Here is a 12,962-nt window from a genome sequence, read left to right as displayed (position 1 = left end):
GGGCCTTGTCTCAAGTAAGCTCAGACAGCGTAAAATCGAGAAAGTTTCATAGTGAAAACAGTAACTTAGAGAATTGTGTACAACTCGTGTTACTCGTCGGATTTTCGTTGCCAGCCCCCCTTCCCAGCCTCAGGATCGCCTCGTCATCCTTATGAGGCTCTCTTGATGAAGTACTCCTCGATTCTGTTGTTGTCTCTTGGCCTGCTCAGTGGCGTTGCCTCGGCAGGTGGCACCACCGAAGCCGGTATTGGCGGCGCATTGGGCGGGGTACTGGGCTCTGTGGTCGGTAACTCGATCGGCGGCAGCACTGGCTCGACTATTGGCGCCGGCCTTGGCGGCGCGGCAGGCAGCGCGGTGGGTGCCAACAAGCACAGCCGTGGCGAAGCAGCGATTGGCGGTGCACTGGGTGCTGCCGGTGGTAACGCTATCGGTCGTAACGTCGGTGGTACTAACGGCGGTTACATCGGTGCAGCCGCAGGCGGCGGTGCAGGTGGTGCCCTGGGTAACTACATGGGCAAGAAGAGCGACGAAGAAGATCGTCACTACAGTAATAACCGCGGCTACGACGACCGTCGTCACTACCGCGACCGTGGCCATCACTACGGCCATCGCAAGCACAAGAAGCACTGGCGCCACCGCTGATCGCGCAAGGGCTTAAGCCAATCTCTTAGTCCCTGCCGTCAGCGGCAGGGACTGCGAAGCGCCCCCCGCGTTACCGCTCAAGCCGTTCGAGTCGATCTAACTCTCACACCGTGGTCCTTTCGCACGCAGTAATACCCCTACCTTACCTAAGACTTAGGGGCTACCCCGATTCTGGCAACAATAGCCTGTAGCTATCATCGAATTCCCATTCAGCCAACGGACGCAGGGAATGCGCATCGATTCTGCAACGCCGACCCGGCTGCTCATTGCCAGAAGAAGCTAAGATGCCAGCGGGCAAACGTTTCCCTGCACTTAACGAACTTCAGTTCCTTGAGCTTCAGTCGCTGGTCGAACGCGCCTCTGGTGTGATCCTGCTTCCTGCGCGCCGAACAGTCGTTGCTGCGCGCCTGGCCAGACGCCTGCGTCATTTTCAGTTACCCGGTTTCAGCCAGTACCTGCGCTTGCTTGCACAGCCTGACCAGCTTGCCGAGCGCCAGCAGGTGGTCGAACTGCTGGTCCCCAAAGAAACCTACTTTTTCCGCGAACACCCACACTTCGAGTTTCTCGCCGACTGGCTGAGCAAGTCCCACGCGCCTGTGCGTCTGTGGAGCGCCGCATGCTCATCGGGTGAAGAAGCCTACAGCCTGGCCATGATCGCCAGCGAAGCTGCCCGTAGCGACACCTGGAGCATCCTGGGCAGCGATATTAGCCCCGTCATGCTCAAGCTTGCCCACGAAGGTATCTATGACATTGCCCAGGCGCGTTACTTCCCCCAAGGCTGGTTGCAGCGCTATTGCCAATGTGGCATCGGCGCAACGGTGGGGCGCTTGCAAGTGCAAACGACATTGCGCGAGCGAGTCAGCTGGCGGCAGCTCAATCTGCTCCAGCCGCTGCCCGACGACCTGGGGGTTTTCGATGTCATATTTCTACGCAATTTACTGAGTTATTTCAGCCAGGATGACAAGCAACTGGTCGTTCGGCGCTTGCTAACCCGGCTGCGTCCGGGTGGACTGCTGTTGATCGGTCACAGCGAAAACATCCATGGGCTTGATTTGCCAATACGACCGATACTGCCCTCGATATACGAGCGCCTATGTTGACCGGCGCTGCCGTCACCAACGACAGACCTTCGATATCAATCGCTCTCCTGCGCGGCAGCGCTCATACGGACCGAGCAAACCTGCCGCTCCCCAACTCTTGCGAAACAGGTTCGACCCCATGCTTTGCCGAATTCTACTTGCCGACGACTCGCCGCTTTTTCGAGCTGGCCTGCGTGCACTGCTCGAACAAAAAAAACATTACGCCGTGGTCGGTGATGCAGGCGATGGCACAACAGCTATCGCGCTGGCGGAAAAGCTCAAGCCTGATGTGATCCTGTTGGACTTGACCGCCGATACCCTGGATAGCGAACAAATCTTGCGCGAGTTGAACCTGCTCGCGCCGACCTGTCACGTGCTGATGCTTTCAACACGTTCGGAGCTGGATTTCGTCATGCGCTGCCTGCAACTCGGTGCCCATGGCTTTCTGCTCAAGAGCGCTTCGGTGCAAGAACTTGAGCAAGCCCTACTAGCGTTGAAAAACGGTGGCCAGTACCTGTCGGCCGCGGTGCTGCCGATGGTGATCGGTCAGGCCGTCAAACACAGCCGAAACGCATGCCCGGCAACAGTGCCATGCAACTGACTACGCGCCAGCTGGAGGTGCTAAGGCTCATCGCCCGTGGCGAAAGCACTCGCTCGATTGCCGACGGCCTGGGACTGAGCGTAAAAACCATCGAAGCGCACCGCTCACAAATCATGCACCGACTACAGATCCACGATGTTCCGGGCCTGGTGTTATTTGCCGTACGCGAAGGCATCATCCGTCTGAACGACTAAGCCCGTAGTTCAGCCGCGCACACTCAGCATTGCAAACTCAGCAAAGCCGCCTGCAGGACGTCAGGCAACGGTACCGGTCGGCCTGAGGCGCGCTCGACAAAAACCTGCACGACCTTACCCGCAGCACACGGCTGCGCATCGCCGACCCGGAACAGACCCAACTGGTATTCCACCGAGCTTCCGGCTACGCGCGCCACCCGCAGGCCCACCTCAAGCGTGTCGGGGAACGCCGGCAAGGCAAAGAAGTCCGCCGCCGAACTGACCACAAAGCCCAGTACCTCCCCTTCCTGCGGGTCCAGACCCGCCTGCTGCAGAAGAAAGGCCTGGATGGTCGTATCGAAGTAGCCGTACACCGTCGCACCCGCGATATGACCGTTGAGGTCACTGTCTTGCCAGCGGGTAAGGATGGGTTGCAGGTGCGGGTAGTCGTGGCGTTGGGGAGTATCGGACATGGCTGACCTGAGGATGGATGCAGATAAAAGAAGCTTCCCACAATCACATCGCAAGTCCTATTGTCGCATTCAACAATAGTTCGCCGAGTGGTCTGACCACATGCAACAGAATGCAAAAAGCCGCCCCGAGGGGCGGCTTTCTGTTTAACGCTGACTTGAGCTTAGAGCTGTGGACCAGCGGCCTTGATGGCGTCGGAAACTTCAAACTTCTTGAAGTTCTCGATGAACAGGTTGGCCAGGGCCTTGGCTGCGTCATCGTAGGCGGTCTGGTCAGCCCAGGTGTTGCGTGGGTTGAGCAAAACGGTTTCAACACCAGGAACGAGTTTTGGCACGTCCAGGTTGATGATGTCCAGGTGCTCGGTTTCAGCACCCACCAGCGCGCCGCTCTGGATCGCTGCGATCACTGCACGGGTGGTCGGAATGTTGAAACGCTTGCCGACGCCGTAGCCACCACCGGTCCAGCCAGTGTTGACCAGGTAAACCTTGGAGCCGAAGCCACGGATACGCTTGATCAGCAGTTCAGCGTACTCGCCAGCTGGACGCGGGAAGAACGGCGCGCCGAAGCAGGTGGAGAAGGTCGACTTGATACCGCTACCCGAACCCATTTCAGTCGAACCCACCAGCGCGGTGTAGCCCGAGAGGAAGTGGTACGCCGCTTGCTCTTCGCTGAGAATCGAAACAGGTGGCAGTACGCCGGTCAGGTCGCAGGTCAGGAAGATAACGGCGTTCGGCTCGCCACCGAGGTTCTTCTCGGAACGCTTCTCGACGTGCTCCAGCGGATAGGCGGCACGGCTGTTCTGGGTCAGGCTGCCGTCGGCATAGTCAGCCTTCTTGGCGTCGTCCAGAACAACGTTTTCCAGGACCGCGCCATGCTTGATGGCTTTCCAGATGACCGGCTCGTTCTTCTCGGACAGGTCGATGCACTTGGCATAGCAACCGCCTTCGATGTTGAACACCACGCCTTCGCCCCAACCGTGCTCGTCGTCACCGATCAGGTAACGGCTTTCGTCAGCCGACAGGGTGGTCTTGCCAGTGCCGGACAGGCCGAAGAACAGCGTGACGTCACCCTCTTCGCCGATGTTGGCAGCGCAGTGCATTGGCAGCACGTCGGCAGCTGGCAGCAGGAAGTTCTGCACCGAGAACATGGCTTTTTTCATTTCACCGGCGTAACGCATGCCGGCGATCAGCACTTTCTTCTGTGCGAAGTTGATGATCACGCAGCCATCGGAGTTGGTGCCGTCTCGCTCTGGCACACACTCGAAGTTGGCGACATTGAGAACTTGCCACTCATCACGGCCAGCAGGGTTGTACTGCTGCGGATTGATGAACAGGCAACGGCCAAACAGATTCTGCCAGGCAGTCTGAGTGGTCATCTTGACGGCCAGGTAGTGCTCGGCTGCAGCGCCTACGTGAACGTGGGAAACGAAATGCTCTTGCGCGTTGTTGAAGGCCTCGACGCGGTCCCACAGGGCATCGAACTTGTCGGCCGGGAACTTGCGGTTGATCGGGCCCCATGCGATGGCATCCTGCGTGGACGGCTCTTCGACGATGAAACGGTCAACCGGCGAACGACCGGTACGGTGACCGGTTTTCACGACCAGCGCGCCTGTATCGGCCAGCTCGCCTTCACCGCGGTTCAGCGCTTCTTTTACCAGCTCATCGACGCTCAGGTCGGTGTAGACGGTGTTGTGGGCTTGCGTCATGAGATTCCCCATCCGGCCTGAGGCCGAGTGCTCCAAACGTTTTGTAGTAGAGCTTTTAAAACTACTACAGCGAAAAAAGTGGCCGGATTATGCCAGAAACGCCCAAAAAAAGTAGGGCCCTCCTGTCAGAACGGCGAGTTTCCGGCGTTAGACAGGAGATTTACCTGTGGTGAAACGTTTTAGTGACGAGTATCTGACGGCGCGTCTACACCACCACCGGCGAACAATTGCTCGATATCGGCTGCATCGAATTCATAGCTCTGGTTACAGAACTGGCAATCGACCTCGATTTTGCCTCCATGTTCATTGACCAGCGCCAGCGCGTCGTGTTCGCCCAGGCTGATCAACGCATTACCGGAGCGCTCCCGCGAGCAACTGCAGCGGAAATGCAGTGGCTGGATATCGAACAGGCGCACGGCATCTTCGTGGTAAAGGCGATGCAAGACCGTCTCATTGTCCAGGCCGAGCAGTTCTTCGGCTTTCAAGGTGTTGGCCAAGGCCTTCACATGATTCCAACTTTCTTCACGGTCTTCGATGTCCTTCTGACGATCAGCAGGCAGTTGCTGAACCAGCAGACCACGGGCGCGCTGACCGTCGGCGGTCAGGGAAATGCAGGTGTTGACCTGCTGGGACATGACGAAGTAGTTGGTAAAACATTCCGACAGATCCTTGCCATCGAGTTCTACCGTCCCCTGATAGCGCTGACCGTTGACTGGAATGATGGTCAGCACCAGATGTCCGCCGGGCATCAGGTCAGCCAGCGTTGCATCAGCCTTGATCTGCTCGGCCTCATACCGGGCCAGACCACGGATTTCGTGCTCGCTGGTGCATTCGATGGCCAGCAACGGCACGGGCCCGCTCGACTGTGCCTGGAGAATCAGCAAACCGTCGAACTTCAAGGTGCCGACCAGCAGGGCCGCCGCTGCCATCAGCTCGCCAAGCAAATGCGCGACAGGCTGCGGGTAAGGGTGCTTGGCCAGTACCTCGGCGTAGCTGCGCTCCAGGCCGACCATTTCACCGCGTACATCGCGATCGTCGAAGATGAAGCGTTGGGTGTAATCGGTATCGGACAAATCGTGCATGGGTTCAGGCTTTCGAATAAATGGGTTAATGGCGCCTAGTTTATCAGTGCGCCCCGCGCCCGTTAACCGGCGCTGTCATGAAGCTGGTGGATCTGGCGCCGTTGCTTCTTGGTTGGCCGACCGTCGGTCGTTATCCCCATCGCTCCGGCCTTGCGCATGGCGGCGGCCTTCTCGCGACGGTCGATACTTTCCGGCGTTTCGGCATAGAGCGCCTGGGCCTCGGGTGCTCCCCGACGCACCACCGACAGTGCCAGAACCACCACCGTGCGCTCATCAAAGCCGGTGCGCAAGACGAATTCGTCGCCTACGCGCGGCTCTTTGCCCGGTTTACAGCGTTCCCCACGACAATGCACCTTGCCGCTTTCGATGGCCGCCTTGGCCAGTGCGCGGGTCTTGTAGAAACGTGCGGCCCAGAGCCATTTGTCCAGACGTACTTTGTCATCGTTTTCCGGCTTTTGTGCCATGACATTTCTCCGCATATTTTCGTTAACGGAACTGTACTACCGTATCTGACGGATGCAAAAAAACTGCCGCGTGCTTACAGTTCACGACTTGTCGCGCACGCCGGTCTGGCCTTGCGATTTTTTATGCTGGTTGAGCAATTTGAAGACATTTGACCATTTGACTGTAATTGGCCTGCGCGAGTGGGTAGCCTTGCCCGACCTGGGCGTGGCCGGCTTGCGCGCCAAGATCGACACCGGCGCCAGCACCTCGAGCCTGCACGCCACAGAGGTAGAGCCTTTCGAGCGCAACGGCGAGCCGTGGGTGCGTTTCAATGCACACCTGGGTTCGATCGTGCAATTACGCCACCGCCGCTGTGAAGCACCGTTGGTGACCATGAAGACCATCAAGAGCTCCAATGGCCACGCGCAAATTCGCTACGTGATCAGGACGCCGCTGGCATTGGGCGACCGGGTCTGGGAGGTCGAATTCACCCTGGCTTGTCGCAAAGCCATGCGCTATCGCCTTTTACTCGGATCCAAAGCCCTGATTCATGGCCAGTTGGTGGTCAATCCAGGTCTCAAGTATGTTCAGGACAAGCCGGCATTTCCGGCCACTATTTCTCCTTCCACAGGTGTTGCATGAAGATCGCCGTGCTGTCGCGTAACCCGCGTCTGTATTCCACTCGTCGTCTGGTTGAAGCCGGTACTGCACGAGGCCATGAGATGGTTGTGATCGACACCCTGCGCGCCTATATGAACATCGCCAGCCACAAGCCGCAGATCCACTACCGTGGCAAGCCGCTCGAGGGCTTCGATGCCGTAATCCCGCGGATCGGCGCATCGGTGACCTTCTATGGCTGCGCAGTGTTGCGCCAGTTCGAAATGATGGGCGTGTTTCCATTGAACGAATCGGTTGCCATTGCCCGCTCGCGGGACAAGCTGCGCTCGCTGCAATTGCTGTCGCGACGCGGCATCGGCTTGCCGGTTACCGGCTTTGCCCATTCGCCAGACGACATCCCGGACCTGATCCAAATGGTCAATGGCGCCCCGCTGGTAATCAAAGTGCTCGAAGGCACCCAGGGCATAGGTGTGGTGCTGTGCGAAACCACCAAGGCTGCCGAATCGGTAATCGAGGCATTCATGGGCCTGAAGCAGAACATCATGGTTCAGGAATACATCAAGGAGGCTGGAGGCGCCGATATCCGTTGCTTCGTGGTCGGCGACAAGGTCATCGCCTCGATGAAGCGACAGGCCAAACCCGGTGAGTTCCGCTCCAATTTACATCGAGGTGGCAGTGCCAGCCTGATCAAGATCACTCCCGAAGAGCGCATGACCGCCATTCGCGCTGCCAAGGTGATGGGGCTGAGCGTTGCCGGTGTGGATATCTTGCGGTCGAATCACGGGCCACTGGTAATGGAGGTTAACTCATCACCAGGCCTGGAAGGCATCGAGGTCACCACCACCAAGGACGTGGCCGGCATGATCATCGAGCACCTGGAAAAGAACGGCGGGCCAAACCTGACCCGCACCAAAGGCAAAGGCTAGACCGCGTCACGCGGTAGCAACAGCCCCAGCGGCAGGCGCACCCTGGCTTCCAGTCCGCCGCCGGAGCGGTTGCGCAACTCGACATTGCCGCCATGCTGCGCGGCAATGCGCTTGACGATTGCCAACCCCAACCCGGTCCCCTTGCCGCTTCGGGCCCGGTCGCCGCGAATGAATGGGTTGAAAATACCTTCCAGCTCGTTCGGATCAATACCCGCACCTCGGTCCAGCACACTGAGCACCACATACGGGGCGCTGCTGTCGCCAGACACGTAGGCCGCCACCTCGACGCCCTTGCCTGCGTGATACAGGGCGTTGCCGATCAGGTTGTTCAACATGCGCTTGAGCGAAACCCTACGCAACGGAAAAGGCGGGATTGGCTCTAGACATAGGCGTACACGCTCTTCTGGCTGGTTGAACGGCGCCACCACTTCACGCACCAGGTCGCTCAGGTCGACCTCCTCCACCGGCTCGTCCCGACCGTCGCGAATAAACGCCAGAAACTGGTCGAGGATGGCGTCCATGTCTTCGATATCGCGCACCATGTCGTCGGTCAGGTCACTGTCGTTGTCCAGCATCGACAGCGACAAGCGTAAACGGGTCAAGGGCGTACGCAGGTCGTGGGAAACACCCGCCAGCATCAACTCCCGCTCCTGACCAGCCTGCTCGACGTCTTCAGCCATTTGGTTGAAGGCCCGGTAAACCTCGGTCATCTCGCTCGGGGTATCGCTGATCGGCAATCGCACACTACGCCCCTGGCCCAGTTGCCGGGCAGCAAATACCAGGCGTTTGAGCGGCTGATTGAGCTGACGGACAAAGATCCATGCCGAGGCTGTGGATAACAAGCCAATGGCCAGGAACCAACCCAGTACGCTCCAGATTTTCTGGCCACGCAGCGGATGCGGATAAAGCGGAACCTTCAACCAACCGTCGCCCAGACTTGGCGCCCTGACCCACAAGGCCGGTGGCGCATGGATGCGCAAGCGCACCTCAGTATCGGCACCAAGCTCAGCCTGCATCTGACGTTGGTAGATTTCACTGTAGGGCCAGTGCTGCTCACCTTCCGGAACACCAGAACCCACCACCCGAATAAGCCCGGCGGCTTCGGCGATCTTGTCGCGGTCGGACTCATCGGCTGCCCAGTAGGCGCGCAGGGTCAGAGCCACCCCGTGGCTGTATTGGCGATCGACCAGCACGTCTTCGTTCATCAGCAGGTAAACCAAGGTCAGCGCCTTGGAAAACAGCACGACGATCAGCACCAACCATAAGGTGCGGGCGAAGAAGCTTTGCGGGAACCACAAGGGCGTTTTCATCGACAACGGCTACACACTTTGCAGGAACGAGCATGGCTCGCAGGCTTTGCGGATCTCGGCACACGCAAAAGCAGGGCAACCCGAAGGTCCACCCTGCTCGCTGTGACTGACTCCTACAATCGAAACATCACTTGCTGGCATTGCCATCCGGTACGAACACGTAGCCGACACCCCAGACCGTCTGGATATAACGGGGCTTGGAAGGATCAGGCTCGATCATGCGACGCAAACGGGAGATCTGCACGTCGATGGAGCGCTCCAGTGCATCCCACTCACGACCACGGGCCAGGTTCATCAACTTGTCACGGGTCAGCGGCTCGCGCGCGTGCATGACCAGGGCCTTGAGAACGGCGAACTCGCCGGTTGTGAGCATGTGCACTTCGTCGCCGCGCTTGAGTTCGCGGGTAGCCAACGACAACTCGTAGTCGCCAAAGGTGACGGTTTCGTCCTCGCTGCCTGGGGCACCGGGCACTGCCGGCGCCTGACGACGCAGTACGGCCTTGACCCGCGCCATCAACTCGTCGGGGTTGAACGGTTTGGCCAGGTAGTCGTCGGCACCCAGCTCCAGGCCCTTGATGCGGCTGAGCTCATCACCCTTGGCGGTAAGCATGATGATCGGGATCTGATTGTTTGCAGCCCGCAAGCGACGGCAAGCGGTAAGGCCGTCCTCGCCAGGCAACATCAGGTCGAGCACCACCATGTTGAAAACTTCACGGGCCAGCAAGCGGTCCATCTGTTCGGTATTCGGTACTGCACGGGCGCGATAGCCCTTACTGGTGAAGAATCGTTCCAGCAGGCTGCTCAAGCCTGGGTCATCATCGACGATGAGAATTTTTTCGCCTTCAACGGTTTGTGCAGTGCTGCTCATGGATAGCTCCTCTAATCTCGGCACGCATTATGGCTTAGCCGCCATTGGCCGTGCCGTGTGCATTGTTAGCAGATTTTTCCCCGGGCGCCAGTTCTGCCTGGTCAGGGGCTGGCTCGCTGCTATCACCGCAACCCCGGCTGGCTGGGTATAATGCGCCGCTTTCAGCCAGCGCCGCATTGATCCGAGCGCCCTTTGGCGCCCGCCCGCGGCCTTTGTATTCACAATTTGTCAGGTGGTTTTATGGACAGCATCAACAGCCGCATCGCCGAGGAACTCGGCGTACGCCCGCAACAGGTCGAAGCGGCCGTGGCCCTGCTTGATGAAGGCTCGACAGTGCCTTTCATCGCTCGCTACCGTAAAGAAGTGACCGGCAGCCTGGATGACACCCAACTCCGTCACCTGGACGAACGCCTGCGCTACCTGCGTGAGCTGGATGATCGCCGCTCCAGCATCCTTGCCAGCATCGAAGAGCAAGGCAAGCTGACCCCGGAGTTGGCCCGCGAAATAAAACTGGCTGACACCAAGACGCGTCTAGAAGACCTCTATCTGCCCTACAAGCAAAAGCGCCGCACCAAGGGCCAGATCGCCCTGGAAGCGGGCCTGGGCGAACTCGCCGATGGTTTGCTGAACGATCCACAGCTGAGCCCGGAGGTCGAAGCTGCACGCTTCGTCGACGCCGAAAAAGGCGTGGCCGATGTGAAAGCTGCGCTCGAAGGCGCCAAGTACATTCTCATGGAGCGCTTCGCCGAAGACGCCAGCCTGCTCGACAAACTGCGCAGTTTCCTCAAGCAAGAAGCAGTGCTCAGCGCGCGACTTGTCGCTGGCAAGGAAGAGGAAGGTGCCAAGTTCCGTGACTACTTCGAACATGATGAACTGCTCAAAAGCATGCCATCGCACCGCGCCCTGGCGATTTTCCGCGGCCGCAACGAAGGCGTGCTTGCCGCTTCGCTGAAAGTCGGTGAAGAACTGCCTGGCACCCTGCACCCTTGTGAAATGATGATCGCCGAACGCTTCGGCCTGCAAAACCACAACCGCCCTGCCGACAAATGGCTGAGCGAGGTGGTGCGCTGGACCTGGAAGGTCAAGCTATACAGCCACCTGGAAACCGATCTGTTCGGTGAATTGCGCGACAACGCCGAAGGTGAAGCCATCAACGTCTTCGCTCACAACCTGCACGACCTGCTGCTGGCTGCCCCCGCAGGCCCTCGCGCAACCTTGGGCCTTGACCCGGGCCTGCGCACCGGCTGCAAAGTGGCGGTGGTCGATGCCACCGGCAAGCTGCTCGACACTGCCACGGTTTACCCGCATGTGCCGAAAAACCAGTGGGACCAGACCATCGCCGTGCTCGCCGCGTTGTGTGCCAAGCACTCGGTGGAGCTGATCGCGATCGGCAACGGCACCGCAAGCCGTGAAACCGACAAACTGGCTGCCGAGCTGATCAAAAAGTATCCAGCCCTGAAAATGACCAAGATCATGGTCTCCGAAGCCGGTGCTTCGGTGTATTCCGCTTCGGAACTGGCAGCCCGTGAATTCCCCGACCTGGATGTATCGATCCGTGGTGCCGTGTCCATTGCCCGTCGCCTGCAGGACCCGCTGGCTGAGCTGGTGAAAATCGATCCGAAATCCATTGGTGTCGGCCAATACCAGCACGACGTTTCGCAACTCAAGCTGGCCCGTGGCCTGGACGCGGTGGTCGAGGACTGTGTGAACGCCGTAGGGGTCGACGTCAACACCGCCTCGGTAGCCTTGCTCGCACGTATCTCCGGCCTCAACAGCACACTGGCGCAAAATATCGTTAACCATCGTGATGCCAATGGCGCGTTCAAAACCCGTACAGCGTTGAAAAAAGTCAGTCGCTTGGGCGAAAAAACCTTCGAGCAGGCTGCCGGCTTCCTACGCGTAATGAACGGTGACAACCCGCTGGACGCTTCCGCGGTCCACCCCGAAGCCTATCCGCTGGTACAGCGCATCGCGGCTGAAACCGATCGTGACATCCGTTCCCTGATTGGCGACAGCGGCTTTCTCAAGCGCCTGGACCCGAAAAAGTTCACGGACGAAACCTTTGGCCTGCCGACCGTCACTGACATTCTTCAGGAACTGGACAAACCGGGCCGCGACCCACGTCCCGAGTTCAAGACGGCTGAATTCCAGGAAGGCGTCGAGGACCTCAAGGACCTGCAACTGGGCATGATCCTCGAAGGCGTGGTGACCAACGTGACCAACTTCGGTGCCTTCGTCGATATCGGCGTCCACCAGGACGGCCTGGTGCACATCTCGGCGCTCTCCGAGAAGTTCATCAAGGACCCACGCGAAGCGGTCAAGGCCGGTGACGTGGTCAAGGTCAAGGTCATGGAAATCGATATTCCGCGTAAACGCGTCGGCCTGTCGATGCGCATGAGCGACACTCCAGGCGAGAAAATCGATGGCGCCCGTGGCAGTCGTCCAGGCTCAGCCCCGCGCCAGCAAAGCGCTCCAGCTCGCGCCAAGGAGACCCCGGCACCTGCCAACAACGCCATGGCGGCATTGTTCGCCAACGCCAAACAGCTGAAGAAGAAGTGATGCCGGCCCCAAAAGAGGTTGTCCTCAGTGCCTTCAGCCAATTGCTCGGCTGCCGCCTGCAACATCTGGAGGCAGGCGTTGCGCACATGACCCTGGCCCTGGCGCCGGAGTTGCGCAACCGCGGTGGCAAGCTGCATGGCGGTGCGATCTTCAGTCTGGTCGATACTGCCATGGGCCTGGCTTGTTCCAGCGCTCATGGTTTCGACCAGCAGAGCGTGACCCTGGAATGCAAGATCAACTACCTGCGCGCGGTTGGCGAGGGTGAAGTGCTGTGCATCGCCCGGGTGCTGCACGCCGGGCGACGCACGCTGGTGGTCGACGCTGATGTGCTTCAGGGCGACAAGCTGGTGGCAAAAGCGCAAGGAACGTTCGTCGTCCTCTAGCTTCAAACGGCAAAATTGGGATACTTTCGGCAGAGCGCAGGCACTGCCGAAAGCCGGCCGAAACCAGGCGACAACGCCAGTTCCTCTGTCCACCCTTGTAG

At 59.2% G+C, this 12,962-nt stretch carries 12 protein-coding genes and 1 pseudogene; 7 read left to right on the top strand and 6 right to left on the bottom strand.

Going from position 1 to position 12,962, the window contains the following annotated elements; all coding sequences use genetic code 11:
• The first annotated feature begins 162 nt into the window (after nucleotides 1-162).
• The 3 genes and pseudogenes from V0R60_RS09000 (at nucleotide 163) to V0R60_RS08990 (ending at nucleotide 2,516) form a co-directional block, all read left to right on the top strand.
• Nucleotides 163-642 carry a glycine zipper domain-containing protein gene (locus V0R60_RS09000; protein ID WP_203543853.1) on the top strand — a complete coding sequence of 160 codons (480 nt, stop codon included), beginning with the start codon at nucleotides 163-165 and terminating at the stop codon, nucleotides 640-642.
• Nucleotides 643-926: 284 nt separating this feature from the next.
• Nucleotides 927-1,742 carry a CheR family methyltransferase gene (locus tag V0R60_RS08995; RefSeq protein WP_136474051.1) on the top strand — a complete coding sequence of 272 codons (816 nt, stop codon included), beginning with the start codon at nucleotides 927-929 and terminating at the stop codon, nucleotides 1,740-1,742.
• A 118-nt stretch (nucleotides 1,743-1,860) separates the two neighbouring features.
• Nucleotides 1,861-2,516: pseudogene (locus tag V0R60_RS08990) on the top strand (response regulator).
• A gap of 23 nt (nucleotides 2,517-2,539) precedes the next feature.
• On the opposite strand, the gene V0R60_RS08985 reads toward V0R60_RS08990, so the two are convergent.
• From V0R60_RS08985 to V0R60_RS08970, 4 genes are all read right to left on the bottom strand, one after another.
• Nucleotides 2,540-2,968, bottom strand: coding sequence for an acyl-CoA thioesterase (locus tag V0R60_RS08985; RefSeq protein ID WP_136474049.1), 429 nt, complete (start codon nucleotides 2,966-2,968; stop codon nucleotides 2,540-2,542).
• Between the two features lie 161 nt (nucleotides 2,969-3,129).
• The gene (locus V0R60_RS08980) at nucleotides 3,130-4,671 is read right to left on the bottom strand and encodes a phosphoenolpyruvate carboxykinase (RefSeq protein WP_136474048.1); all 1,542 of its coding nucleotides are present in this window, start codon (nucleotides 4,669-4,671) and stop codon (nucleotides 3,130-3,132) included.
• A 179-nt stretch (nucleotides 4,672-4,850) separates the two neighbouring features.
• A complete protein-coding gene (gene hslO / locus V0R60_RS08975) occupies nucleotides 4,851-5,753 on the bottom strand; it encodes an Hsp33 family molecular chaperone HslO (RefSeq protein WP_330079178.1) in 903 nt (300 codons plus the stop codon).
• Nucleotides 5,754-5,815: 62 nt separating this feature from the next.
• Nucleotides 5,816-6,217: an RNA-binding S4 domain-containing protein gene (locus V0R60_RS08970; RefSeq protein WP_136474046.1), complete on the bottom strand. Its 402-nt coding sequence runs from the start codon at nucleotides 6,215-6,217 to the stop codon at nucleotides 5,816-5,818.
• 139 nt (nucleotides 6,218-6,356) lie between these two features.
• Here V0R60_RS08970 and rimB point away from each other — a divergent pair, with 139 nt between their 5' ends.
• Both rimB and rimK read left to right on the top strand, forming a co-directional pair.
• Nucleotides 6,357-6,839 carry a retropepsin-like aspartic endopeptidase RimB gene (gene rimB, locus V0R60_RS08965; RefSeq protein ID WP_136474045.1) on the top strand — a complete coding sequence of 161 codons (483 nt, stop codon included), beginning with the start codon at nucleotides 6,357-6,359 and terminating at the stop codon, nucleotides 6,837-6,839.
• Nucleotides 6,836-7,741, top strand: a complete 906-nt coding sequence (rimK, locus tag V0R60_RS08960; protein ID WP_045180940.1) for a 30S ribosomal protein S6--L-glutamate ligase — start codon at nucleotides 6,836-6,838, stop codon at nucleotides 7,739-7,741. The genes rimB and rimK overlap by 4 nt, the downstream gene beginning before the upstream one ends.
• Here the strand turns inward: rimK and V0R60_RS08955 are convergent.
• Nucleotides 7,738-9,051 (bottom strand): ATP-binding protein, encoded by a 1,314-nt coding sequence (locus V0R60_RS08955; protein ID WP_136474044.1) that lies wholly within the window; start codon nucleotides 9,049-9,051, stop codon nucleotides 7,738-7,740. The genes rimK and V0R60_RS08955 overlap by 4 nt on opposite strands.
• Before the next feature lie 127 nt (nucleotides 9,052-9,178).
• A complete protein-coding gene (gene ompR / locus V0R60_RS08950; protein WP_136474043.1) occupies nucleotides 9,179-9,919 on the bottom strand; it encodes an osmolarity response regulator transcription factor OmpR in 741 nt (246 codons plus the stop codon).
• Nucleotides 9,920-10,159: 240 nt separating this feature from the next.
• Here ompR and V0R60_RS08945 point away from each other — a divergent pair, with 240 nt between their 5' ends.
• Both V0R60_RS08945 and V0R60_RS08940 read left to right on the top strand, forming a co-directional pair.
• On the top strand, nucleotides 10,160-12,478 hold the full coding sequence (locus tag V0R60_RS08945) for a Tex family protein (RefSeq protein ID WP_330079177.1): 2,319 nt from the start codon (nucleotides 10,160-10,162) through the stop codon (nucleotides 12,476-12,478).
• Nucleotides 12,478-12,861 (top strand): PaaI family thioesterase, encoded by a 384-nt coding sequence (locus tag V0R60_RS08940; protein WP_330079176.1) that lies wholly within the window; start codon nucleotides 12,478-12,480, stop codon nucleotides 12,859-12,861. Before V0R60_RS08945 ends, V0R60_RS08940 begins: the two co-directional genes overlap by 1 nt.
• The last annotated feature ends 101 nt before the right edge of the window (nucleotides 12,862-12,962 follow it).

The sequence above is a fragment of the Pseudomonas auratipiscis genome (assembly GCF_036324085.1).
Taxonomy (GTDB): Bacteria; Pseudomonadota; Gammaproteobacteria; order Pseudomonadales; family Pseudomonadaceae; genus Aquipseudomonas; species Aquipseudomonas auratipiscis.
The sequence above is the reverse complement of the archived record's forward strand: the minus strand, read 5'-3'. Positions and strand labels throughout refer to the sequence as shown.

Bases quoted from the DNA above. Each gene is read 5' to 3' on its own strand.
- V0R60_RS08995 (WP_136474051.1), top strand. From the start codon at position 927: ATGCCAGCGGGCAAACGTTTCCCTGCACTTAACGAACTTCAGTTCCTT.
- V0R60_RS08985 (WP_136474049.1), bottom strand. From the start codon at position 2,968: ATGTCCGATACTCCCCAACGCCACGACTACCCGCACCTGCAACCCATC.
- V0R60_RS08980 (WP_136474048.1), bottom strand. From the start codon at position 4,671: ATGACGCAAGCCCACAACACCGTCTACACCGACCTGAGCGTCGATGAG.
- hslO (WP_330079178.1), bottom strand. From the start codon at position 5,753: ATGCACGATTTGTCCGATACCGATTACACCCAACGCTTCATCTTCGAC.
- V0R60_RS08970 (WP_136474046.1), bottom strand. From the start codon at position 6,217: ATGGCACAAAAGCCGGAAAACGATGACAAAGTACGTCTGGACAAATGG.
- rimK (WP_045180940.1), top strand. From the start codon at position 6,836: ATGAAGATCGCCGTGCTGTCGCGTAACCCGCGTCTGTATTCCACTCGT.
- V0R60_RS08955 (WP_136474044.1), bottom strand. From the start codon at position 9,051: ATGAAAACGCCCTTGTGGTTCCCGCAAAGCTTCTTCGCCCGCACCTTA.
- ompR (WP_136474043.1), bottom strand. From the start codon at position 9,919: ATGAGCAGCACTGCACAAACCGTTGAAGGCGAAAAAATTCTCATCGTC.
- V0R60_RS08945 (WP_330079177.1), top strand. From the start codon at position 10,160: ATGGACAGCATCAACAGCCGCATCGCCGAGGAACTCGGCGTACGCCCG.
- V0R60_RS08940 (WP_330079176.1), top strand. From the start codon at position 12,478: ATGCCGGCCCCAAAAGAGGTTGTCCTCAGTGCCTTCAGCCAATTGCTC.